General features: G+C 44.7%; 17 protein-coding genes and 1 pseudogene. 17 read left to right on the forward strand and 1 reads right to left on the reverse strand.

Annotated elements, in window-relative coordinates:
- From B7C60_RS10910 to rraB, 16 genes and pseudogenes are all read left to right on the forward strand, one after another.
- A pseudogene (locus B7C60_RS10910) lies at window positions 1-375 on the forward strand (prepilin-type N-terminal cleavage/methylation domain-containing protein); the annotation flags it as partial.
- 35 nt (window positions 376-410) lie between these two features.
- Window positions 411-881, forward strand: a complete 471-nt coding sequence (locus B7C60_RS10915) for a type II secretion system protein (protein ID WP_099611683.1) — start codon at window positions 411-413, stop codon at window positions 879-881.
- Window positions 882-981: 100 nt separating this feature from the next.
- The gene (locus B7C60_RS10920) at window positions 982-1479 is read left to right on the forward strand and encodes a prepilin-type N-terminal cleavage/methylation domain-containing protein (RefSeq protein ID WP_099611684.1); all 498 of its coding nucleotides are present in this window, start codon (window positions 982-984) and stop codon (window positions 1477-1479) included.
- Window positions 1460-2047, forward strand: coding sequence for a prepilin-type N-terminal cleavage/methylation domain-containing protein (locus B7C60_RS10925; protein ID WP_099611685.1), 588 nt, complete (start codon window positions 1460-1462; stop codon window positions 2045-2047). Before B7C60_RS10920 ends, B7C60_RS10925 begins: the two co-directional genes overlap by 20 nt.
- Window positions 2047-2844, forward strand: a complete 798-nt coding sequence (locus tag B7C60_RS10930; RefSeq protein ID WP_099611686.1) for a PilW family protein — start codon at window positions 2047-2049, stop codon at window positions 2842-2844. The genes B7C60_RS10925 and B7C60_RS10930 overlap by 1 nt, the downstream gene beginning before the upstream one ends.
- Entirely contained in the window at window positions 2819-3283 is a 465-nt protein-coding gene (locus tag B7C60_RS10935) for an MSHA biogenesis protein MshP (RefSeq protein WP_099611687.1), read from the forward strand. The genes B7C60_RS10930 and B7C60_RS10935 overlap by 26 nt, the downstream gene beginning before the upstream one ends.
- Window positions 3279-7037, forward strand: a complete 3759-nt coding sequence (locus B7C60_RS10940) for a DUF6701 domain-containing protein (RefSeq protein WP_425445511.1) — start codon at window positions 3279-3281, stop codon at window positions 7035-7037. The genes B7C60_RS10935 and B7C60_RS10940 overlap by 5 nt, the downstream gene beginning before the upstream one ends.
- A gap of 169 nt (window positions 7038-7206) precedes the next feature.
- The gene (locus B7C60_RS10945) at window positions 7207-8250 is read left to right on the forward strand and encodes a rod shape-determining protein (RefSeq protein ID WP_099611689.1); all 1044 of its coding nucleotides are present in this window, start codon (window positions 7207-7209) and stop codon (window positions 8248-8250) included.
- A gap of 52 nt (window positions 8251-8302) precedes the next feature.
- A complete protein-coding gene (mreC, locus tag B7C60_RS10950) occupies window positions 8303-9193 on the forward strand; it encodes a rod shape-determining protein MreC (protein ID WP_099611690.1) in 891 nt (296 codons plus the stop codon).
- Entirely contained in the window at window positions 9180-9668 is a 489-nt protein-coding gene (gene mreD / locus B7C60_RS10955) for a rod shape-determining protein MreD (protein ID WP_099611691.1), read from the forward strand. The genes mreC and mreD overlap by 14 nt, the downstream gene beginning before the upstream one ends.
- Window positions 9665-10231, forward strand: coding sequence for a Maf family protein (locus B7C60_RS10960; RefSeq protein ID WP_099611692.1), 567 nt, complete (start codon window positions 9665-9667; stop codon window positions 10229-10231). The genes mreD and B7C60_RS10960 overlap by 4 nt, the downstream gene beginning before the upstream one ends.
- A 22-nt stretch (window positions 10232-10253) precedes the next feature.
- Window positions 10254-11723, forward strand: coding sequence for a ribonuclease G (rng, locus tag B7C60_RS10965; RefSeq protein ID WP_099611693.1), 1470 nt, complete (start codon window positions 10254-10256; stop codon window positions 11721-11723).
- A gap of 12 nt (window positions 11724-11735) precedes the next feature.
- Window positions 11736-15602, forward strand: a complete 3867-nt coding sequence (locus B7C60_RS10970) for a YhdP family protein (protein ID WP_099611694.1) — start codon at window positions 11736-11738, stop codon at window positions 15600-15602.
- Window positions 15603-15620: 18 nt separating this feature from the next.
- Entirely contained in the window at window positions 15621-16454 is an 834-nt protein-coding gene (locus tag B7C60_RS10975) for a carbon-nitrogen hydrolase family protein (RefSeq protein ID WP_099611695.1), read from the forward strand.
- A complete protein-coding gene (gene tldD / locus B7C60_RS10980) occupies window positions 16451-17896 on the forward strand; it encodes a metalloprotease TldD (protein ID WP_099611696.1) in 1446 nt (481 codons plus the stop codon). Before B7C60_RS10975 ends, tldD begins: the two co-directional genes overlap by 4 nt.
- Window positions 17897-18040: 144 nt before the next feature.
- Window positions 18041-18457, forward strand: coding sequence for a ribonuclease E inhibitor RraB (gene rraB / locus B7C60_RS10985; protein WP_099611697.1), 417 nt, complete (start codon window positions 18041-18043; stop codon window positions 18455-18457).
- A 201-nt stretch (window positions 18458-18658) separates the two neighbouring features.
- Here rraB and malI read toward each other — a convergent pair whose 3' ends face one another.
- On the reverse strand, window positions 18659-19681 hold the full coding sequence (gene malI, locus B7C60_RS10990; protein WP_099611698.1) for a Mal regulon transcriptional regulator MalI: 1023 nt from the start codon (window positions 19679-19681) through the stop codon (window positions 18659-18661).
- 236 nt (window positions 19682-19917) lie between these two features.
- Here malI and malX point away from each other — a divergent pair, with 236 nt between their 5' ends.
- On the forward strand, window positions 19918-21489 hold the full coding sequence (malX, locus tag B7C60_RS10995; protein WP_099611699.1) for a maltose/glucose-specific PTS transporter subunit IIBC: 1572 nt from the start codon (window positions 19918-19920) through the stop codon (window positions 21487-21489).
- Window positions 21490-21501 lie beyond the last annotated feature (12 nt).

Consider the following 21501-nt stretch of genomic DNA (forward strand, 5'->3'; position numbering starts at 1 on the left):
CGCCCCTCAATCTCGGCAGAGGGACAGACATACAACACAATTGATTATGATGGGGTTGAATTCTGGCTCACTCGCGCCAAAGACAGCAGTGGCGCAGACACAGGATTTCGTGATGGCTACCCGATAGCGATTAATGATGGCGGCGCGTTCCCAACTAGCCTTACCGATCAACAATGTGTCGCTTTAATGGAAAATTTACTGCAAAACCCACCGCAAGTTGCAGTGGTTGGCGGTGATAATAAGGCTAATCTGCGTTATACCGCTCAAGCGAATGGCTCAGATTGGACGTGCACTTATCTTCAGCAAGAAGGTAAGAGTGAACATCAATTTGTTTATGATCTAAAAACCGGCCGTGTCACGGTCACCTTAAATTAATCCGATGGATTTTGATATATAAAGAGAGAGTAGCAATGAAAAAACAAGGCGGTTTCACCCTAATCGAATTAGTGGTCGTGATTGTAATTTTAGGGATTTTGGCGGTCACGGCAGCACCACGGTTTTTAAACTTACAAGGCGATGCGCGTGACGCTTCGCTACAAGGTCTAAAAGGCGCAATGCAAGGTGCGGCTGGAATAGTTTATGGTCATGCTGCTATATCTGGTAATGAAGCTAGTGCTTCTGGATCTGTAACTATTGATGGAGTCTCTGGAGCCGTGAGTTTAGTATGGGGTTATCCTGCAGCCAGTGAAACAGGTATAGCTCGAGTAGTTACAGGTTTAGAGAGTGATTGGCAGGTAGTATCGGGTTCAGATACTACAAACTCGATTGCTTATACATTTAAAACTGGTGTTAATGATGCTACTAAATGTTTTGTAAAATATGACGTGACTCCAGCAGTATCTTTTTCTGAGCCAACCATTACAATTGCAAGTTGTAAATAATAATTGATTATTTTAGCCATTAAGCAGTGAATAAGCTGCTTAATGGCTATTGATACGCAATTTATTAATATTTAGATATCCCCACTTCGGTGAGACAACGATGACCCCATCACCCCGTCGAACATTGGGCTTTACCTTAGTTGAGCTGATTGTGATTATTCTTTTGCTCGGTATTCTGTCTGCCTATGCCGCCAGCCGTTATTCGGGCACCAGCTCGCTTGCCGCGCTCACCAGCCAACAAGAAATTCTCGCCTCACTGCGCTTAACCCAAAACCGCGCCATGCAGCGTACCGGTTTCTGTAATCGCTGGGTTTTAACCGCTAATCAAGCCGGGCCTGTTTCCACTAATCAGTCGGTAGCCAATTGCGCGGAGCAGGGTTTTGAGCAGCAAGATGCTGGTTTTTTTGATGCCAAGCGCAACGGGGTAAACTTAGCGATGGTGACTGAAACCGGGCAAACCTACCTTGATTTTGATTCCCTTGGTCGGGTTGCTCAATGTGACACAGAAGTCTGTACGATTTCGATCTTTTCTGCCACCGATCAGCGCCAAGTGTGCATTAATACTGAGGGCTATATCTATGCCTGTGAAGCCCATTAAGCTAAGGCGTGCTTTGACGCGCGGTTTTACCCTGGTGGAAATGATCATTGTTATTACCCTTATCGCGATTGCCATTACTGGTTTGGCAGCAGCGCTGTATCCGCGTTCCCAGCAGAGCGCCGAGCAAGTGATTGCAGTCAAAGCCGCTGAGCTGGGCAGAGCAGTATTGGACGAAATTTTGGGGCGTCAGTTTGATCGCAATTCAGGCCCTAATGGCGGTTTGCCTGAGTGTTTATTGAGTGGTCCAGAAGAGCGTCTCTGCACGGATCCTTCTGCACTTGGGCCTGATATTACGGCAGGTGAAAACGATCGAACATTGTTTAACGACGTCGATGATTTTATCACGGGGGATCAACCTAGACCGATTCAGGATGTGCTTGGTCAGACTCTTGATAGCAGTTATCGCAATTTTACGGTTACCATTAATGTCTTTTATGAACAGGATAATAGTGGTCAGTTTACTAGCGTTAATGCCAATCAGCGTACTCATTATAAACGCATTGAGGTGGTGATTATTGATTCACAAGGCAACCGCTACCCGTTTGCTGCGATTAAGGGGAACTACTGATGCAACGTGGTTTTACCTTAATCGAGATGGTGATGGCGATTATTTTACTTGGCATTGTCGGCCTGTTTCTCGGTAATATTGCTGGTCAAGCCATGGGTATTTATGCCACCAGCACATCTCGTGAAGCGCTGATTCAGCAAGGCCAATTTATGACTGAGCGCTTAAGCCGTGAAATTCGCCAAGCGGTACCCAATAGCGTCATCGTCGAAAATGACTGCATTGAGTTTCTACCGATTATCAATAGCGGGGTTTATAGCCAATTGCCTCATCAGGCAAGCGGCATAAAAATGTTGCCACTACTTCGGTCAACTCAAGATAACTTGACGCTAGAAGCGGGAGATCGAATTGTTGTTTACCCGACAAATCCAATGATGTTACGTCAATCACTTGATCCAGTCGGCCCTCATCAGCAGGTTGCCGAATTAACCGATAAGGTGACTTTTTCTGAGGCGAATGCTCACCATGAAGTTGAACTTGATTTCACTCGTCTAACGAGCTTTGAACTGCAATCGCCAGCTCGACGCGTCTATGTCTATCGAGAACTGGTTGCGTACTGCTATCTCAAGGCTGAAAAAAAAATCTACCGTTATCAAGGTTACCCATTAACGCTCAATCAACTTCCCCCACAGCAACCCAATGCCAAGGTATTGATGGCAGAAAAGATTAGCAAAGCTAATTTCGTCGAAGCAGAGCCAGTTTTGCAACGCAACGGTTTAATTAAAATGGAACTAACCTTTGAAGATCGCGGTGAACAGGTGAGGTTTGATCACAATGCACTTATCTATAATGCGCCGTAGCCAGCAAGGCAGCGGCTTGGTGATGGTTATTTTTATCATCGTCGTGGTCGGCTTTGTTGCCGCGGTTGCCAATCGTAATCAGCAGCGCAATAGCCAGCAGTTGGTGTCGATGGTGATGGGTACTCGCGCCGAAATGGCCGCTCGATCGGCAGCGGAGATCGCCATTAGCCGCTATTATCAAGAAAATAATCAACAAAGTAGTTGTCGCGTTGCTCAGTCAAATGCTCAGCTTTCAACACCGGATTATACCCCTGTTACAAGTAACATTGAGTTTCAAGGGGATGGCTTAGCGCAATGTGCGGCGCAAGTTAGCTGTGAATATATCGGTGTATTAGATAATCAGCAAACGGTGCTGCAAATTACCAGCATCGGACAATGCAGCAGTGGCGACTGGCCATGGCAACGGACAATTCAAGTGGGGGTGCGGGGTGAGAATTAAACTATGGCGATTAGCACAAGCATTTTTGTCCTTGGTGGTAATGAGCTTTGCAAGCTATTCTTTCGCTTTCCAAGAGATTAATAATAGCATCTATTTCCCTCGGGTTGCTCAAGGTCATGGTAGTTGTAGTGGTGCACCGAATCCGCAATTTACACAAAATAACTCAGCCAAAATAACGGGAACGGGTGGTCAGGCGTTAGCGTTTTGTTCTTCTAACCTTGGGGCTGGATTACCTAGTGATGGTTGTGATGGTCAACAATGTGTGGTTACGGGGAGTTTATCGACACCGTCTTTGTCTCTTACGGGGCCAAATTCTTTCCCTATTTGGAATTCGAATGAAACTATTGAATGTTCAACCACTCAATCCACGTCAATAAATACGCTCAATCAAGTTAATTTAACTAGTGGATGTGAACTGACATTTTTGCCAAACAATAATGGATATCGAATCAAAAATTTTCAACTAAATCAAAATGCCAAAGCAATTTTAAGCAGTGGAGATTATTGGTTTGAGTCAGCAAATTTCGTCCAAAATAGTCAATTGGTCATTGATGGTGATGTACGGATTTTTATTTTAGGTAATACCCAAATCTCTGGCAGTCAACTCAATGCAACATCTACGGGCAATTTGACGATTGTTGCTTATGGTAGTATCTCATTCAATAATCAAAGTATTGTAAATGGATATATTTATGCTGCAGATCAACTGACCTTAAATAATAATTCAGTATTAAATGGCCGAGTGACCGCAAAGCAATTAACGATGTCGGGTTCGAGTCGTATTAATCAATTTGAACAACAAGGCTATACTTGCTTTAGCGATGATTTTAATCGCTCAAGCCTAGGGCAAAGCTGGGTACCTTTTACCAGTAGTGGTAACTTTACACCGAGAATAGTTAGTGACCGCTTGCGTCTTACCGAGGATATTGGAAACCAAGCGACCGCTGTGACTTATCAACGAATTTTTCCTGCAGATGGTAATTTAGTGCAAGTCGAGTTGGATTACTACGCATGGGCGGATTTAACAGGTAATGGTGCCGATGGGATTTCACTAATTTTTTCTGATGCCAGCGTAACCCCACGTACTGGTGGGTTTGGCGGTTCACTTGGTTATGCGCCTCGTAATCCAACGTCTACGACTCCAGCTGTATCTGGGTTTGCTGGTGGCTGGCTGGGTATTGGCTTAGATGAATGGGGTAACTATTCCAACCCAACCGAAGGGCGGCAAGGTGGTCCTGGTTTTCGCGAGCAAGCTGTGGCGATTCGTGGCTCTGAGTCAGCGAATTATCAATATTTAGTGGGCACTGACGCCAACCTCAATCCTAAATTAGATGTGCGTCGGACATGTCAATGGTGGGGAGGCGGATGTTCTTTTCCTGGTGCAGGCCCCGGCCATCGTTATTTCATCACTATTGATTCGCGCAGTGGTGGTGCCGTTTGGGTTCGCGTCGATCGATCTGTGAATGGCACTATGCAAACGATCATTGATTGGTATAACGTGTTGAGTAATCCCAATCAAGGGGCAACTCCCGTTGACTTTCTACTTTCTCTCGCGGGCTCGACAGGTGCATCAGTCAATCATCATGAAATCGATAATTTCCGTGTTTGTGCGTTAAAATCTCGTGAGGTTGGTGAACAGGTCGATCATTTTCGTTTTACTTTACCATCGTCAGATGCGCTAACTTGTAATGCCGCTGATGTACAAATACAAGCCTGTGCAAATAGCAGTTGTAGCGAGCTTTACCAGCAGCCAGTTAGTGTTAATTTAAGTCCTAATGCATCTCCTTCTGCTAGTGGGGGATGGGTTAATGGCCCGCAGATTAACTTTTCGAATGGCATCGCCAATCTAAAACTAAGGCGCAATACTCCAGGAAGTGTGACTGTAGGTGTACAAAATTCCACTCCTACTGCGAAACCTTTTTCTACCAACTTATGCAGATATGGCACTGGTGACTATTCAGCACAAAACTGTTCATTAGTTTTTTCTGATAGCGGTTTCATTATCGATGTCCCCCATGCTTATGCCAATCAATTAGTCACTGGAACTATCACTGCATTAAGTAAAGGAGATAATCCTGAACAATGTATCCCAAGTTTTGCTGGTGTAGACAAAGATGTTTCATTATGGAGTGAATATCTTACCCCTTCGGGAGGGCAAGGGTTTTCAGCAATGAATGTTGTCGTGGATGATTTACCGATTAGCAATAATAGCGCAGCCCCGAGTCATCGTAGCCTGTATTTTGATGAAAATGGTCAAGCGGAATTTGAACTTACCTATCGCGAAGCGGGGAGCTTAGCTTTGCACGCCCGTTTTAATGGCAGTGGCGATGAGCAAGACTTACAATTGACTGGACAAGCGAATTTTATTCGGGTGCCGCGTGCATTAGTGCTTAGTACCAATCACTCGTACAACTCTGCTCATCCCGATGGTAAGTGTCCTGCTGCTGACTTAAGCTGTTTGGTTTTTGCAAGAGCGGGGGAAGGATTTAATCTTAATATCAAAGCGGTAGCGGCTGAACCGAATGAAGATAATGACTTTACCAATAATTTGGGAGTAATTAATTATCAGCAACAGTCGATTATTCTCAATCATACGCTGGTTGAACCTTCCAATGGTTCTGCTGGTTCTATTGGTACGCTAAATTACGATCATGAGTTTGGAGAGGTTACAACCGTTCAACAGAGTGTGAGTGAAGTCGGGGTGTTTTATTTTTCATTAGTGCCGCCTACTTCTTATCTTGGCCTCAATTTAATTGAAGCTGATTTGCCGATTGCAGTGACGTCAACAGGGCCGATAGGGCGCTTTATCCCGGCTTATTTTGCTGTCTCACCGATGACGGTCACATTGACTTCTGCGTGTTCGACAGAAGGTCAACCTTTTACCTACCTAGGCCAACCGTTTGCTTATGCGAACAATCCAGGGCTTTATTTACAGCCTAAATCAGGTAGTGGCTCGGATACGCTTAATTATTTAATTGGCGATTGGTGGCGTTATAACAACCAATGGGCAGAGAGAGCTTATCATCACGCTGTTGATGATAATGACTTCCCGATCGATTTTACTAACGAATTAATCGCTCCGGTCAGTCGTCAATCCCCATCAACCAGTGGGGTGATATTAATGGGTGAAAAACTGCGCTATCAAAAACCGATAGATCCTATGGTTCCGTTTAATGCAGACTTTAACTTACAATTGTCAATCAATGATCTAAGAGACAGTGATGATGTCTGTTATCGGACGTCTTACTCAGAGGATTGCTTAGGTTACACCTTTGAAAATATCGACCAAACCATGCCGTTGTATTGGGGACGTTTAACCATTGAAGATGTGTTTGGCCCTGAAACACAAGGCTTACAGCAAAAAATCATCAGTGAGTATTATACCTCAGACGGATTTGTAACCAACACTCATGATAACTGTACTGAGTTACCTCAGCTAAGCGTTTTTGAGTTTCAATCGAATGATTTTAGTGTTAACCAAGCTGGGTCTAAGCCTCCCGTTACCGTAACCATGCAGCCAGATACAAGCCCATTGACTTTAGAGCAAGGGATGAAAAGGCTAGACTATACCGCACCGGGGGTAAGCAATCGCGGTGTGATCAAAGCGCTACTCAATTTAGAACAGCATGGGCTACCTTGGTTACGCCGTTATAATTCTCAAAGTGAAACCTGGGATGATAGTGTCTCTGGCCAAGTGCAATTTGGCTTGTACCGTGGCAATGACCGAGTCATTTGGTGGCGGGAGCTAAATTAGCAAAGAGATGTCTGTTCATTTATTCCGATTTCACTGTTTAAGTTAGGAATCTGTTAGATATTCTGGGTTTTCCTTCATATTTATGGATCAACGCCTTGCTGTGATTGCAAGGCGTTGGTACATTTAGTGCAATTTTCATTTTATTCATCTTGCAGGACGAACGAAGATTATGTTTAAGAAACTTCGTGGCATGTTTTCCAATGACCTATCAATAGATTTAGGTACAGCCAACACACTTATTTATGTAAAGGGACAAGGGATTGTTCTTGATGAACCTTCTGTCGTTGCGATTCGCCAAGACAAAGGCCGCGGTGGAAAAACCGTTGCTGCCGTGGGGCATGCAGCGAAACAAATGCTGGGTCGCACACCGGGTAATATTTCTGCGATTCGTCCCATGAAAGACGGCGTGATTGCCGATTTTTACGTGACTGAAAAAATGCTGCAGCATTTTATTCGCCAAGTGCATGACAACAGCGTACTAAAACCCAGCCCACGCGTATTAGTGTGCGTGCCTTGTGGTTCAACGCAAGTTGAACGTCGTGCCATTCGTGAATCAGCCCTCGGCGCTGGTGCGCGTGAAGTTTATCTAATTGACGAGCCGATGGCGGCGGCGATTGGTGCAGGTTTACGTGTTTCTGAGCCAACCGGCTCGATGGTGATCGATATCGGTGGTGGGACCACTGAAGTTGCGGTTATCTCACTTAATGGGGTGGTTTATTCTTCTTCCGTACGTATCGGCGGTGACCGCTTTGATGAAGCGATCATTAACTATGTGCGTCGTAACTACGGTAGCTTGATCGGTGAAGCCACCGCTGAAAAGATCAAACATGAGATTGGTTCAGCTTATCCGGGTGATCAAGTCTTAGAAATAGAAGTTCGCGGTCGAAACTTGGCAGAAGGGGTTCCGCGCAGCTTTACCCTTAATTCCAATGAAATTCTCGAAGCGCTGCAAGAACCATTAAGTGGCATTGTTTCCGCAGTAATGGTGGCGTTAGAACAGTGTCCACCAGAGCTAGCGTCGGATATCTCAGAAAATGGCATGGTGCTGACCGGCGGCGGCGCTTTATTAAAAGAGCTGGATCGTCTATTAACCGAAGAAACGGGGATCCCCGTGGTGATTGCTGAAGATCCGCTGACTTGTGTTGCCCGTGGTGGCGGTAAAGCTTTAGAAATGATCGATATGCATGGTGGCGATCTGTTCAGCGACGAATAATGGCTTTTTGGCAGGATCACTATGCCAGAATACAAATCTAGGATTGTTTAAGATGAAGCCAATATTTGGTCGAGGGCCTTCTCTTCAGCTACGTCTATTTTTTGCGATCATCGTATCAGCCAGCCTCATGCTGGCTGATAGTCGTTTAGATGCATTTTCTCAAGTTCGTTTTCTACTCAATAGCATGGTCGCTCCAATTCAATATGCCGCCGACTTGCCACGCAGTATGTTCGATGGTTTTTATGAACGATTTAGTTCTCGACAACAGTTGATGGACTCTAATCGCAGTCTAAAACGAGAAGTGTTAGCACTAAAAAGCGATTTGATCTTACTGGATCAATATCGGGAAGAAAATCAACGGTTACGTAAGCTGCTTGGTTCGTCTTTTGTGCGAGATGAGAAAAAAGTCGTGGCTGAAGTTATGGGGGTCGATACCTCGCCTTATCGACACCAAGTGGTGATCGATAAAGGGCGATTGGATGGTGTTTATGAAGGTCAACCGGTGATTAATGAGAAAGGGATCGTCGGTCAGGTGACTTTCGTGGCGGCACATAATAGTCGGGTATTATTATTAGTCGATCCCAACAGTGCTATACCCGTACAAAATATTCGTAATGATATTCGGGTGGTTGCCTCTGGTAATGGACAAACCGATGAAATCCAGTTAGAGCATATCGCAACCAGCACCGATATGGAGGTGGGAGATATGTTGGTGACTTCTGGCCTTGGTGGTGTTTACCCAGAAGGATACCCTGTCGCTTATCTTTCGCACGTTGATAAAGACACCCGACGTGAATTCGCTTCAATAAAAGCGTCACCCGTGGTGGATTTTAATCGTCTGCGCTACTTGCTATTAATTTGGCCAAATGAAGATCGCCAACAAAAAGTATTACAAGCGAATCCGGAGCAAATGACCAAGGAGAGCGATAATGGCGCACAATGATTGGACCAGTCGTAGCGTTATTTGGGGATCTTTTTTACTGGCGTTAGTGGTGCAAACCATTCCTTGGCCTGGGACGCTTGACCTATTGCGTCCTTCATGGCTGTTACTGGTGACTTGCTATTGGGTGATGGCTTTGCCACATCGCGTGAATGTTGGTACTGCTTTCACTCTTGGATTGTTTTGGGACTTACTGCTTGGTTCAACTCTGGGTATTCGCGGTATGATGATGTCGATCATCATTTATCTTGTCGCGATGAACTTTCTGGTCCTGCGTAATATGGCGTTATGGCAGCAAGCGATCATTATTGCGTTATTAGCCATGGGGTTGGAAGTTTTGATTTTTTTTGGCGAATATCTCATTCAAGATGTGGCTTTTAACCCTCTCTCTCTTTGGAGTGGCGTGATTAGCTGTATACTTTGGCCATGGATGTTTTTACTGCTGCGTCGAGTTCGACGCCATTGGCATATAAAATGAGTGAGAAAAAATTAGTATTGGCGTCCGGCTCACCGAGACGCCGTGAGTTGCTCACCCAATTGGGTTACTCCTTCGATATTGTCGTTCCGAACGTAGAGGAATCACGCCAAGTAGGGGAAACTCCCCGAGCATATGTTGAACGTTTGTCGCAAGACAAAGCCTATGCAGGTCTGACATTAGCGGGGGCTAACGCTATCGTTATCGGCTCAGATACCATTGTTGTGCTTGATGATCAGGTGTTGGAAAAACCCAGTAATTTTATTGATGCCCATCGTATGTTGCAGCAGTTATCTCAGGCTCGCCATCAAGTCATGACGGCGGTAACGGTGGCGACGATGGCGCGTCATCGTACTGTGGTTGTCACGACGGATGTTTGGTTTAAGCCGCTATCTGAACACGACATTGAACAATATTGGCAAAGTGGTGAGCCATGCGATAAAGCTGGCAGTTATGCTATTCAGGGATTGGGTGGAAAGTTTGTAACTAGGATTGAAGGTAGCTATTACGCGGTCGTTGGGTTACCGCTATATGAAACTGACCAGCTCTTGCACGAATTTTTATAATTTTAATCATTGAGGTGCGCTCATGAGTGCGGAGTTGTTGTTAAACGTGACACCGAGTGAGACTCGGGTCGCTATGATTGAAGGTGGTGTTCTACAGGAAATCCACATTGAACGTGAAGCTAAACGCGGTATTGTTGGCAATATTTATAAAGGAAAAGTGAGCCGGGTATTACCGGGGATGCAGGCGGCATTTGTTGATATCGGGCTAGATAAAGCGGCTTTTTTACATGCCTCCGATATTGTTCCTCATACTGAATGTGTGTCAGAAAACGAGAAACAGCAGTTTAAAGTTCGTGATATTTCAGAGCTGGTTCGGCAAGGGCAAGATATCGTAGTACAAGTTGTTAAAGATCCACTTGGTACGAAAGGAGCTCGCCTGACCACTGATATTACTCTTCCTTCGCGCTATCTGGTTTATATGCCAGGCGCAAGCCATGTTGGCGTTTCTCAACGGATCGAAAGTGAAAGTGAGCGAGAGCGCTTGAAAAAAGTGGTCGCTCACTATTGCGATGAACATGGCGGCTTTATTATTCGTACCGCAGCCGAAGGCGCAAATGAAAAAGAATTAGCCCAAGATGCCGCTTTCTTAAAGCGCTTGTGGAGCAAAGTGATGGAGCGCCGAGCGAAATACAAAACGCGTTCAACGCTCTATGGTGAGCTAGGGCTTGCACAACGAATTATCAGAGATTTTGTTGGTACAGACTTGACTAAAATTTTAGTCGACTCACGGATTGAATACGATAATCTGATTGAATTTACCTCTGAATTTGTTCCGGAACTGACGGATAAACTGTGTTTGTACGAAGGGGATAAACCTATCTTCGACATGTACGATACCGAAAATGAAATTCAACGCTCATTAGAGCGAAAAGTGGAGTTGAAGTCGGGTGGTTATCTGATCATTGATCAGACCGAAGCCATGACAACGATAGATATTAATACCGGCGCTTTTGTAGGGCGGCGAAACTTAGAAGAAACGATTTTTAATATCAATGTCGAAGCAACGCAAGCTATTGCTCGCCAACTACGACTACGCAATCTTGGTGGGATTATTATTATCGATTTTATCGATATGGCGTCTGATGAACATCGTAAGCGAGTGTTAATTTCTTTAGAAGCCGCATTAAGCAAAGATAGAGTGAAAACCAATATTAATGGGTTTACTCATCTCGGTTTAGTTGAAATGACCCGTAAACGTACCCGAGAAAGTATTGAACATGTGCTCTGTTCTACTTGTCCAACTTGTGAAGGTCGCGGCACAGTGAAAACCGTGGAAACCGTTTGTTTTGAAATTCTGCGTGAAGTAACACGAGTCAATCGTGCTTATGATGCGGATAAGTTTGTGGTATATGCCTCACCTGCAGTGGCTGAAACTTTACAAGGGGATGAGTCCCATTCTCTTGCTGAGCTTGAAGTTTTTATTGGTAAAGAAGTGCGCATTAAAGCGGAATCTTTGTATGTTCAAGAGCAATTTGATGTTGTCATGATGTAAGTAGGATTGTGGGTGATTTCGAGTTTAACTCGCCTTGGGCGGATGGTGTTATGGCTACTGATTAGTGTATTAGTGGTGCTGGCTTTGCTTGTCACCTTGCTACGCGTTCTGTTGCCAGAAATGAATCGTTTCAAAGACGAAATTCAACATTGGGTGAGTGACGGTACTCAAATCCAATGGGTTGTTTCAGATGTGCGTGGCTTTTGGCGCAATACTCACCCTTCGTTGTCATTAGAGGGGGTGCAGGCTAATTTGCCAGACGGAAGTCAGATCCAGTTTCAGGCTCAACGTGTGGATGTGGAATTTGATTTATTACAAAGTCTACTGCAACGTCAGCCTGTGGTTGCCAACCTTATTATCCACCAACTGAACTTAGATATTCGTTCGATTGATTGGTTAGCATTACAGCAAGCGGAATCTAACCCTTCATTTAATAGTCAAGGTGTGATCCTGCAGCGTATAGATAACCTATTTTTACGTCAACTTGATGATTTTTCTATTCAAGATTCTAGGGTTTTTTACCAAACGCTGGCGGGCGATCTGCGCCAGATTGAAATTGAAAAACTCCATTGGCAAAACCAAGAACAACAGCATCGAGCGGAAGGGATCGTTAGTTTAGCCGATAGTGAAATCAATTCATTAAATGTACGGGCCGATTTTCAGGATCATGGTTCATTGCGTGATATCTCAGGCAATTTTTACATCAGTGCTGATCAGTTAAGAGTGCGTCCATGGCTGACTCGATATTTCACCGATGAAGTCGGTATTGAGCGCGGCGTGGTGAGTTTTAATGCCTGGGTGACACTTGAGCATAACCAACCGATTGACGGCTATGTGGAGCTAAAACCCTCGGAAATTTCTTGGCATGGGCAAGAACAGCATGAATTATTATTAGAGTCAGGAATACTTAAACTATCTCCGACAGCGAAGGGATGGCAGGTGAGTGCTCATGCCTTGAATTTACGTACCGATCATACACCTTGGCCTAGCCTTGATGTGGCGTTTGATTGGCAGCCTGATCGTTGGCGAGTTAATGTTTCTCAGTTGGCGCTAGAAACGTTATCCCCCTTTATGACGCTAGTTCCAGAGAAAAATGAACTTCGAACTTGGGTTGCTAAGCTTAACCCACACGGCAGGCTCGAAGATATTCGTATTAGCAAACACATCAATCAACCGATTCATTATTCCGCTAAACTCAATCAAGGAATGATTGATCAATGGGCATTACTGCCGGAAGTTCATCACTTACAAGCTTATATTTCAGGTACGCCAGATCAAGCTGTGATTCATGCTTCATTGATCGATGACACGCTTCCTTATGGGGAAGTTTTTCAAGCTCCTTTATCTGTTCGTCAAGCCGCGCTTGATCTTGTTTGGCAGAACAATGAACAAGGTTGGTCTTTATGGGCGGATAAAATTACTGCCGCTACGCCAGATTTACAAGTATTAGGGGCTTTTCGGCTAGATTTTCCGCATCAAAGCCCACCTTTTCTCTCCTTCTATGCTGAGGCTGATTTATACAATGCCGGTGAAACTTGGCGTTATTTACCCACTTTAGCATTAGGGCAAGAGTTAACCGACTACCTCTCGACCTCAATTCAGGGCGGCAAAGTAAAAACAGCAAAGTTACTTTGGTATGGTGCATTGAATGAATTTCCTTATTCGAAGAACAATGGCGTTTTTCAAGCTTGGGTCGGATTAAAAGAGGCACAATTTAGTTTCGATACGGCTTGGCCAACGATCACCGATTTACAGCTCGATTTACTCTTTGAAAACGATGCCATGTACCTCGACTCACGTTCTGCGACCCTGATGGGAGTGAAAGCTCAGCGGATTGTTGGACAAATAGCGGAACTTGCCAGTGACGGAAAGTTAGAACTAAATGCCACTGTCGAAGGGCAAGGCAATGCCGTACGAGACTATATGACCGCCACGCCATTAGTTGATTCGGTTGGCGCAGCGTTAACAACCATTGAGGTGAATGGTTCGGTAAGTTCTGAGTTTCAACTGAGTATTCCATTTGAGCATACCCGAGATATTCGAGCTTGGGGATGGGCTGATTTAAAGCAGAATCATGTCAATATTCAAACACCCTCGATGACGCTAGAAACCGTATCTGGACGCATCCATTTTGATAATGATAGAGTGACGGCGGCTGGATTATCGGCTCAATTGTTAACCCAGCCGATCTCTTTTGACTTCAAAGGCGAAAGTGCTCAGCAAGGTTATAATGTGGCGATTGATCTGCTTGGTGACTGGGAAACATCGCGGCTTAAACCTTATGTGGGTGAGTCCTGGCTAGCCCCTGTATCTGGCCATGCCGCTTGGCAAATGGGAGTCGATATTCAGCTTAGTGATGTGGGGTTTACTTATCAGATTGATACGCAGGTAAACCTACGCTCGATAACCAGTGACTATCCTTACCCATTCACAAAATCATTCAATACGCCTGGCGTTGCACGTTTACAGGCTTCAGGTAATCAACAAACGATCTCAGCACGGCTACAGCTTCCTGAGGCCAAATATCAAGCAGAAATTGACATCACTCAGTCAATGCCTGAACTGAAGGCAAGTTATCTTTTACTTGGACAAGGTAGCTTTAAGATGAGTCCGGTTGTGGGACATCAGGCTCAAATACGGAGTGAACGGTTCAATGTCGATCAGTGGTTAGCGCTTGTTCAGCAAATATCACCCTCCTCTTCTGGTGCTAGATTGAATTCGATCAATCCCCCACCAATACCATTACCTGAGCGTATCGATGTGCATGTCAAGGAACTCACATTAGGGGAGTTAGAGTGGCATGATGTCGAATTTTCAGCTCGACAAAAAAATCTTGGCTGGCAGGCAGAGATCAATAGCCAAGAAATACAAGGACAGGCCAGCTATATTGAACCTTATGATCTCAGTATTTCGTTGCAACGTTTGCATATTTATCTCCCCCAACTTGAGATGAAACCTAGTGATGGCAGTACCTTGCTCGTGGATAGATTAAAGCAACAAGCGCCGTTAATTTCTGAATTTGATCGTCAATTCCATGCGTTGATGCCCAATTTAACCTTACTGATTGATGACTTTTGGTTACAGGGGTATAAGGTCGGTACGCTTAATATGGATTTTCAACGTCAAGGTGAAACTCTCGCGTGGAAGCGAATTGACATCGTCAGCGGGTCAAACCAAATACATATCAATGGTGAGTGGACACTCACGGAAAACGACAGTCAAACCAGTATGAATTTGGCGATGAAGGGTGAAAATAACAGCGATTTAATGGAGCGGTTCGGAATTACTTCTGGTATCCAAAAAGCTCCATTTGAGATCACTAGCCAGATGCAATGGCAAGGCTCTCCTTGGTCGATGAAGGTTAATACTTTACAAGGTCAATTGGCAACCAAATTAGGTAAAGGGGTGATCTCTAATGTCAGTGGCGCATCTAAGCTACTAGGCATCTTTAGCCTTGATTCGATCATTCGTAAAATGCAGCTAGACTTTAGTGATATTTTTGATAAAGGCATGGCATTTAGCCGCATCACTGGCAGTGGTGAGTTTTCGCAAGGTATTTTTGTCACGAATAACATCAAAATGGATGCGATTGCCGGTGAGATGACGATTAAAGGCATGGCGGACTTAAATACGCGCACGGTCGATGCTGAGGTGAATTTTATTCCAGATATTACCTCCGGACTCCCAGTGATGACCGCTTTTGCCGTTACTCCCGCTACGGCTTTGTATGTGTTGGCGATTACTACGGTTATCTCTCCTGTGGTGGAAGTCTTTACCCAAGTTAATTATCAAGTCATTGGTCCGATTGACTCGCCTACGGTGAAAGAGTTATCGCGCAGTAAAGGGGAGTTTAAGTTGCCAGAAAAACTGAAGAAATAACCGAATAAGGAGTTTAGTATGGCAAGGTTAGGTTTAATACAAATGACCTCAGGCTCATCGGTCAGTGACAATCTTCAGGCGATTGAACGGCAGTTAGCCCAGTTAGCGAAACAAAAAGTAACATGGGCGTTCACACCAGAAAACGCCATTCTATTTGGACGACATCTGGATTATCGGCAACAGGCTGAGCCTCTACTTCAAGGGCCTATCCAACAAAAATTGGCAAAGTTGGCGAGACGTTATCAAATGTGGTTTTTGGTGGGTAGCTTGCCTATTCGTCGTCAAAATGGCATCACCAGCAGCTCGATACTGTTTAATCCTCAAGGTGAACGGGTAGCTGATTATGACAAGTTACATCTATTTGATGTGGAGATCGCAGATAGCCATCATCGTTACCGAGAATCGGCCACATTTACGGCTGGTAACCGAGTGGTGGTCGTAGACACACCACTCGGTATGTTAGGCTTGTCGATCTGTTACGATCTGCGTTTTCCTCAGCTATATTGTCAGCTACGTCAGCAAGGGGCTCAAGTGTTATTGGTACCTGCCGCCTTTACTGCGGTAACCGGCAAAGCCCACTGGCAAATATTGTTGCAGGCAAGAGCGATAGAAACTCAGTGCTGGGTTATTGCCGTCGGTCAAACGGGCCGTCACCCCTGTGGTCGTGAAACATGGGGACACTCCATGGTTGTCAGCCCATGGGGAGAGGTGATCGCTTCACTTGCTCAAGAGCCCGGATGTTTAGTGGTAGAGATTGATGTCAAGCAGATAGAATCCATTCGCCGTACCATGCCTGTTATGGAACACACACGTTTTTATAATCAATTGATAGAGAAAAAGAATCCGCTATGAGTATTACCCGTATAGAAGAGGCACTACTAACCCCTACCGGCCTCAGTGAGCAAGATATTGCTGATACTTTGGCCAGTATCACCACTCGTGACATTGATTATGCAGATATTTATTTTCAGTCCAGTTGGCATGAATCTTTGGTCTTAGAAGACAGCATTATTAAAGATGGCTCGTTTAATATTGATTGTGGGTTAGGCGTCAGAGCGATCAGTGGCGAAAAAACTGGTTTTGCGTACGCTGATCAAATTCAATTAGAGGGTTTAAAGCAGAGTGCAATCGCCGCACGAGGCATTGCTCAGCAAGGAAAAAATGCGCATGTCAAAGCATTTCATCGTACCGAAAATCAGCACTATTATGCAGCCGCTAACCCGTTAGACAGTTGGGAAAAACAGAAAAAAACCGAGTTATTACAGCAGTTAGATGCTTATATCCGTACCAAAGAACCTTTGATTCAAGAGGTATCGATCAGTTTAAGTGGAGTACATGAGCAGATGCTAGTCGCCGCGACTGATGGGACGTATGCGGGTGATACCCGTCCATTAGTACGCCTATCGATTTCGGTACTGGCGACCAAAGGTGAGCGTCGCGAGCGTGGTAGCGCCGGTGGCGGTGGTCGATTTAATTACGATTACTTTCTCAATGAGGAGAATGGTCAGAAAATTGCCTTTGCTTATGCAGATGAAGCCATTCGACAAGCGTTAGTCAATTTAGAGGCGGTTGCCGCTCCGGCAGGAACCATGCCCGTGGTACTTGGTTCTGGCTGGCCGGGGGTTCTACTACATGAAGCTGTCGGACATGGGTTAGAAGGTGATTTCAATCGTAAAGGATCATCGATGTTTGCTGGAAAAATAGGCAAAAAAGTCACCTCAAACCTTTGCACAATTGTTGATGATGGCACGTTAAAAGATCTGCGAGGTTCACTTAACGTTGATGATGAAGGTGTCAATGGACAATATAATGTGTTGATTGAAAATGGTGTACTCAAAGGGTATATGCAAGATAAGTTGAACGCACGTCTTATGGGGGTTGCGCCAACAGGGAATGGTCGCCGTGAATCTTATGCGCACTTGCCGATGCCCCGCATGACCAATACCTATATGTTGCCAGGCCAACATACACCAGAAGAGATCATCGCCAGTGTCAAAAAAGGAATTTACGCCCCTAACTTTGGTGGGGGGCAAGTTGATATTACTTCAGGAAAATTCGTGTTCTCAGCATCAGAAGCTTACCTAATAGAAAACGGTAAGATCACTCAACCAATTAAAGGAGCCACCTTGATAGGATCTGGCATCGAGGCAATGCAGCAAGTTTCTATGGTTGGTAACGATCTGAGCCTTGATCGTGGTGTCGGTGTCTGTGGGAAAGCTGGACAGAGTGTGCCAGTTGGGGTTGGGCAACCGACATTGAAACTCGATGCGTTAACTGTTGGCGGAACGGAATAATCGATATTGGAGAGAGCCTCATCTATTCCTGACCGAGCGAGAGAAAAGATCGGTAGAAGATCATTTTGCTGGTGGTAATTTATGAGGAACCGTGCGATATTTCGTCGCACAAAAATTTAAGCCTATTTACTTGGAGCCACAGCTATGTCTCATGATGATGACTATCTCTCTGTTGAAGCATTTATTGACATGCAAAAAGAAGAGACTCGTGAAATTATTCAAGCGCTACTCGATGACGGCAGTGATCCAGAAGCCTTATATGAAATTGAACACCACTTCTTTTCAGAAGACTTCGATAAGTTAGAAAAAGCGGCGGTTGAAGCATTTAAACTTGGCTTTGAAGTACTGGAAGCTGAAGAAGCCGAAGATGAAGAGGGTAATAAGTTACTCTGTTTTGATGCGACCATGTCATCGGTACTAAACCCTCAAGCTATTGATGAACAAGTTGAAAAATTAGTCAATCTGGCCGAAAAATTTGACGTTATTTATGATGGATGGGGAACCTATTACGAAGGTGACGACGCGTTATACGATGAAGAAGATGACGATAACGAAGAATAGTCATTATTAATCAAGGCCTTGCCATACATGGTGAGGCTTTTGCGCTGATACCTCTCTCCGTTAAGCACTCGCTCTAACTCTTAATTACTTTTTATAAATGAAGAGATTTGGTTAACAGATAACCATTAGGATGGTGGGTCATTTGATACTGTTAACCAGCGGAGCCATGCTTAAAAACAGTGGAAAAATGATGTAGGGGCGTCACGCCGACTCACGAATAATGAGCTTTGGTGGAAGGATTAAGCTATAAGGTTCATCGTCTTCTTGTTTCAGTTGATTGATCAATCGTTTTGCGGCTTGTCTTCCCATCTCGCGCGCATTGGAATTAACAAAAGTGAGCGACGGCTCAATCAGTTCTGCTTCTTCAACATCATCAAAGCCGATTACCGATATTTGCTCACCAATAAACTGATCTTTACCGATTGAGCGTCCAGCTCGATGTATGCCATAGACAGCGCCCAGTGCTGTTGATGAATGATGGCAAAGCATTGCGGTGATTTGTGGATGTTCTAACAACAATTGCTGCACGGTTTGTGCTGCAGAGGCTTGGCTTTTCTCACATTCAACGATCCACTCTGATTTAAAGGGTAAACCAAATTGCATCAGAGAAGAACAGTACCCGCCAATACGCTCAGCACGGCACAATGAACTACTTGCACCACCGACATACGCAATTCTTCGATGACCTTGCTGAATTAGATGTTCTGTCGCGAGTTTAGCAGCGTACATATTGTCTGGGCCTACGTAGTCGATTTGCTTATCCACCGAGGCTCGTGAAATGCATACCATTGGTAGATTATGCTGTCTTAAGTTTTCTGCGTTGAACTGTTGGTTTTCACCCACTGGACAAAATGCGATTCCACCAACGCCTTGGTTTGCCATAGTGAAAATACACTTTTCAAATTTTTCTTGGCTATCACCACTTTGAGCTAAAAATAACATGTAACCTTGTTGCTCTATCTCTTCACTCAATCCTGCAGCGATTTCCGCATAGTAAGGATCGCTGATGTCTTTGAGAATCAGTCCGATAATTTCACTTGAGTTAGAGCGTAAGTTGGCAGCAGTACGGTTGCGGATATAGCCGAGTTCCTCCACCGCAGCGTTGACCTTTTCTATTGTGTCTGAAGATATCCGTCCTTTATTCCCCAGCACCATAGAGACAGTAGTAATTGATACGCCTGCATGCTGAGCAACTTCTGTGATAGTCACTTTTTTGGATAACATAGATTCACTTTATCGATTGAAAAAACGTTTTATCAGTAAACTTTAACCCTATTAGCGTTAACTTGAAAGTCCCACACGGTTTATGTAAAGAGTTATTTAACTGGATCACAGAATGTTGGTAAAACGTTTTATCAAAATTTTTATCTATGTATATTAAGCGCATAAAAATAATACTTAATGTGCACATAATGTGATGTGCATGAGCCCTACAAGCTTTTAAATTTCGGAGACAAACTATGTCTAAAAGTAATAAATCGACGATGTGGGAGTTCTTACAAAGCCTCGGTAAGACCTTCATGTTACCCGTCGCGCTGCTGGCATTCTCAGGCATTCTTCTTGGTGTCGGTAGTTCGTTTTCCAGTTCAGCCATCAAAGAAGCCATTCCATTTTTAGATAATACCCTTTTGCAATACCTGTTTATGTGGATGACTAAAATTGGTCTTGTCGCATTTATCTATTTACCCGTGATGTTTGCGGTTGCGATTCCTCTTGGTTTGGCGCGTGAAGAAAAAGGCGTGGCAGGTTTTGCAGGTTTTGTTGGTTATGCAGCGTTCAATCTAGCGATCAACTTTTTCTTAACCGTAGCAAATGTATTGGATAGTGAAACAGAACGTACAGCTTATGGTGTGAAAAGCATTATCGGCATTGAGTCGATTGATACGGGGATTCTCGGTGCGGTTATCGTTGGTGTGATCGTTGCGAAGCTTCATCAACGCTTTTATACCTTTAGAATGCCGGATGCGCTGGCATTTTTTGGCGGCGCTCGCTTTGTTCCGATCATTTCAGCATTGGTGTTGGGTGTTGTCGGTGTGTTCATCCCATTCGTATGGCCGTATTTTGCTGCGGGTATTAACGGCATCGGTCATGTAATTGAAGGTGCTGGCGATTTCGGTCCAATGCTGTTTGGTACAGGTGAACGTTTACTGCTGCCAATCGGTCTTCATCATATCTTGGTGGCGTTGATTCGATTCACAGAAGCGGGCGGTACAATGGATGTGTGTGGTCAAACGGTGTCTGGCGCGCTAAACATCTTCTACTCTGAATTGTCTTGTCCTGATACGAAGGCGTTTACACCGGAAGTCACGGCATTCTTGTCTCAAGGTAAAATGCCAACTTTCTTAGGTGGTTTACCGGGTGCGGCTCTTGCGATGTATCACTGTGCTCGCCCTGAGAACCGTTCAAAAATTAAAGCGTTGCTTATCTCTGGCGTTGTAGCTTGTGTGGTTGGTGGTATTACTGAGCCGCTTGAATTTTTGTTCCTATTTGTTGCCCCCGTGCTTTACTTCGTCCATGCGATTCTAACGGGTCTAGGTTTTATGATCATGGGCTTACTTGATGTAACCATCGGTAACACAGACGGCAATCTGATTGACTTTTTGGTATTCGGTATCTTGCAAGGCACAGCGACGAAATGGTACTTAGTGCCGTTGGTGGCAGGTGTTTGGTTTGTGGTTTATTACTCGGTGTTTAAGTTTGCGATTACTAAGTTCAACCTAAAAACACCAGGTCGTGAAATCGATACCACGGAAGTAGACAAAGAGCTTGAGGCCGCATTCATCAACGAATCCGGCAAAGGTGCTGCGGTACTGGCAGCACTCGGTGGCAAAGAGAACATTATGGCATTGGATAACTGTATTACTCGTCTTCGTTTGTCTGTTAATGATATGAGTTTGGTTGATGATGCTAAGTTGAAAGCCAACGGCGCGCTAGGTGTAGTGAAGCTTGATGAACACAATCTGCAAGTCGTAATTGGTACGCAAGTTCATCTAGTGAAGAACGAAATGCAAGCCATCATGTCAGCTAGCTAATCATTACTTTGA

Source organism: Vibrio fujianensis (assembly GCF_002749895.1).
Classification (GTDB): domain Bacteria; phylum Pseudomonadota; class Gammaproteobacteria; order Enterobacterales; family Vibrionaceae; genus Vibrio; species Vibrio fujianensis.

What these genes read in the sequence shown, in the direction of transcription:
- B7C60_RS10915 (WP_099611683.1), top strand. Translation starts at nt 411, where the DNA reads ATGAAAAAACAAGGCGGTTTCACCCTAATCGAATTAGTGGTCGTGATT.
- B7C60_RS10920 (WP_099611684.1), top strand. Translation starts at nt 982, where the DNA reads ATGACCCCATCACCCCGTCGAACATTGGGCTTTACCTTAGTTGAGCTG.
- B7C60_RS10925 (WP_099611685.1), top strand. Translation starts at nt 1,460, where the DNA reads ATGCCTGTGAAGCCCATTAAGCTAAGGCGTGCTTTGACGCGCGGTTTT.
- B7C60_RS10930 (WP_099611686.1), top strand. Translation starts at nt 2,047, where the DNA reads ATGCAACGTGGTTTTACCTTAATCGAGATGGTGATGGCGATTATTTTA.
- B7C60_RS10935 (WP_099611687.1), top strand. Translation starts at nt 2,819, where the DNA reads ATGCACTTATCTATAATGCGCCGTAGCCAGCAAGGCAGCGGCTTGGTG.
- B7C60_RS10945 (WP_099611689.1), top strand. Translation starts at nt 7,207, where the DNA reads ATGTTTAAGAAACTTCGTGGCATGTTTTCCAATGACCTATCAATAGAT.
- mreC (WP_099611690.1), top strand. Translation starts at nt 8,303, where the DNA reads ATGAAGCCAATATTTGGTCGAGGGCCTTCTCTTCAGCTACGTCTATTT.
- mreD (WP_099611691.1), top strand. Translation starts at nt 9,180, where the DNA reads ATGGCGCACAATGATTGGACCAGTCGTAGCGTTATTTGGGGATCTTTT.
- B7C60_RS10960 (WP_099611692.1), top strand. Translation starts at nt 9,665, where the DNA reads ATGAGTGAGAAAAAATTAGTATTGGCGTCCGGCTCACCGAGACGCCGT.
- rng (WP_099611693.1), top strand. Translation starts at nt 10,254, where the DNA reads ATGAGTGCGGAGTTGTTGTTAAACGTGACACCGAGTGAGACTCGGGTC.
- B7C60_RS10975 (WP_099611695.1), top strand. Translation starts at nt 15,621, where the DNA reads ATGGCAAGGTTAGGTTTAATACAAATGACCTCAGGCTCATCGGTCAGT.
- tldD (WP_099611696.1), top strand. Translation starts at nt 16,451, where the DNA reads ATGAGTATTACCCGTATAGAAGAGGCACTACTAACCCCTACCGGCCTC.
- rraB (WP_099611697.1), top strand. Translation starts at nt 18,041, where the DNA reads ATGTCTCATGATGATGACTATCTCTCTGTTGAAGCATTTATTGACATG.
- malI (WP_099611698.1), bottom strand. Translation starts at nt 19,681, where the DNA reads ATGTTATCCAAAAAAGTGACTATCACAGAAGTTGCTCAGCATGCAGGC.
- malX (WP_099611699.1), top strand. Translation starts at nt 19,918, where the DNA reads ATGTCTAAAAGTAATAAATCGACGATGTGGGAGTTCTTACAAAGCCTC.